The organism is Streptomyces alkaliterrae (genome assembly GCF_007097205.2).
Taxonomy (GTDB): Bacteria; Actinomycetota; Actinomycetes; order Streptomycetales; family Streptomycetaceae; genus Streptomyces; species Streptomyces alkaliterrae.
The window spans coordinates 1-2,129 of the sequence record NZ_VJYK02000527.1 but is presented as its reverse complement, the minus strand read 5'-3'; the positions used below and the strand labels follow the sequence as shown (position 1 = coordinate 2,129).

Below are 2,129 nucleotides of genomic sequence, written 5' to 3'. Positions count from 1 at the left end.
GATCGGGAGCAGCGGGGGGTCCGCCGGGTGCGGGGCGAAAAGCTGTCCGGAACCGGCCAGCCGCTCCTCGCACAGCTCGACGAGCCGGTCGTAGCCGGCCTTGCCCATCAGCTCCGTGAGCTCCGCCTTGTACGACACGTACACCGGCTCGGCGGCGCTGTGCGCGGCCGGCGCGCCCGTGCACCACCAGTTGAGGTCGTGGCCGCCGCTTCCCCAGCCGCGCCGGTCGTACTCGCCGATGGAGATCTGCAACCGCTGCTCGCCGTCGGGCAGCTCCACCCACTCGTAGGTGCGGCGCACCGGCAGCTGCCAGCAGACGTCCGGCTTGGTCTCCAGCGGCTCGCGGCCCTCCTGGAGGGCCATCAGGTGCAGGGCACAGCCGGCGCCGCCGGGGAAGTCCGGCCGGTTGTTGAAGACGCACGCGCCGGCCACCCGCCGGGTCTTGCGCTCGCCCTCGTCGTCCAGCTCGGTCCAGCCGGAGCGGGTCCCGACGTGGTGGAACTGCCACTGCTCGGGGGTGAGCCGCGCGACGTGCTCGGCCACCCGCCGCTCGTCGTCCTCGTCGGAGAAGTGCGCGCCGAGCGTGCAGCAGCCGTCGGAGGCGCGACCGGCCTGGATGCCCTCGCAGCCCTGCCCGAACACGCATTTCCAGCGCGAGGTGAGCCACGTCAGGTCGCAGCGGAACACCTGTTCCTCATCGGCGGGATCGGCGAACTCCACCCACGCCCGGTCGTGGTCGAGACTCACCTCCTCGCCGCGTGCGCGGCGCCTGCGACCGCCGACGTTTCGCGTTTTGCCCGGCTTGGCGTCTTTCGTCTTGCTCACGCGTCCCAGGGTAAGCGTCGAATCGGCCGAATCGGGTGCACCGCAGTAGCGTGCTCCCTCATGAGACTCGGTGTCCTCGATGTGGGTTCGAACACTGTCCACCTCCTGGTGGTGGACGCACACCCCGGCGCACGCCCCCTGCCCGCCTACTCGCACAAGGCGGAACTCCGCCTGGCCGAGCTGCTCGACGAGAGCGGCGCGATCAGCCCGGAGGGCGTGGACCGGCTCGCCGGCACGGTGAAAGAGGCCGTGGAGGTCGCCGAGGACAAGGGCGTCGAGGACCTGCTGCCGTTCGCCACCAGCGCGGTGCGCGAGGCCACCAACCACGACCACGTGCTGGAACGTGTCACCGCCGACACCGGGGTGCGGCTGCGGGTGCTGTCAGGGCCGGACGAGGCGCGGCTGACGTTCCTCGCCGCGCGCCGCTGGTTCGGCTGGTCCGCCGGGCGGCTGCTCGTGCTGGACATCGGCGGCGGCTCGCTGGAGATCGCCTACGGCCAGGACGAGGAACCCGACGCCGCCGTCTCCCTGCCGCTCGGCGCCGGGCGGTTGACCGGCGCCTGGCTGCCCGGCGACCCGCCGGACCCGGACGCCGTGCGGGCGCTGCGGCGGCACGTGCGGGCGGAGATCGCGCGGGTCGTCGGCGAGTTCACCCGGCTCGGCGAGCCGGACCACGTGGTGGCCACCTCCAAGACGTTCCGGCAGCTCGCCCGGCTGGGCGGCGCCGCCCGCTCGGCGGACGGCCTGTACGTGCAGCGGGATCTGAACCGGGAGTCCATCGAGGAGTGGGTGCCCAAGCTCGCGGTGATGACCGCCGAGCAGCGGGCGACGCTGCCCGGCGTGTCGGAGGGCCGGGCCCGGCAGCTGCTGGCCGGTGCGCTGGTGGCGGAGGCCGCCATGGACCTTTTCGGCGTCCGCACCCTGGAGATCTGCCCCTGGGCCCTCCGCGAAGGCGTCATCCTCCGCCGCCTCGACCGCCTCCGCGGCTGACGCCGCCGCCCACGGCGGCGAGCACCGCCGCCCCGCCAGGCGTCGGGGCGCGCCGCCCGCCACGGTGTCGGCCGCGCCGCCCGCCTCGGCCGCGCACGCTCCGCGTGCGCCGGGCCGGGGCGTCGGGGTGCCGGCCGGCGGCGCCGCCGTGAGTGGGGAGGTGCTGCCCGCCGCGTGCGCGCTGTGACGCCGGGCGCGGGTGCCGCATGGTCCGGGACACCACCCCGCCAGGCGGCCGGCGCGCGGGGACGGGACGCCTCACCGACGTGTCGAGGGCCGGCCGTGCCGTGGGGCGCCACCGGTACGGGGTGGGG

At 75.0% G+C, this 2,129-nt stretch carries 2 protein-coding genes; one reads left to right on the top strand and one right to left on the bottom strand.

All coding sequences use genetic code 11. The annotated features are described in order from the left end of the window. A partial coding sequence (locus FNX44_RS26400) for a DUF3109 family protein (protein WP_438948047.1) occupies positions 1–825 on the bottom strand: 825 nt, incomplete at its 3' end. A gap of 60 nt (positions 826–885) precedes the next feature. Between FNX44_RS26400 and FNX44_RS26395 the strand changes: the two genes are divergently transcribed. Next, positions 886–1,815: a Ppx/GppA family phosphatase gene (locus FNX44_RS26395; protein WP_143651495.1), complete on the top strand. Its 930-nt coding sequence runs from the start codon at positions 886–888 to the stop codon at positions 1,813–1,815. The last annotated feature ends 314 nt before the right edge of the window (positions 1,816–2,129 follow it).

Excerpts from the sequence above, each read along its gene's own strand:
- FNX44_RS26395 (WP_143651495.1), top strand. The coding sequence starts at position 886 with ATGAGACTCGGTGTCCTCGATGTGGGTTCGAACACTGTCCACCTCCTG.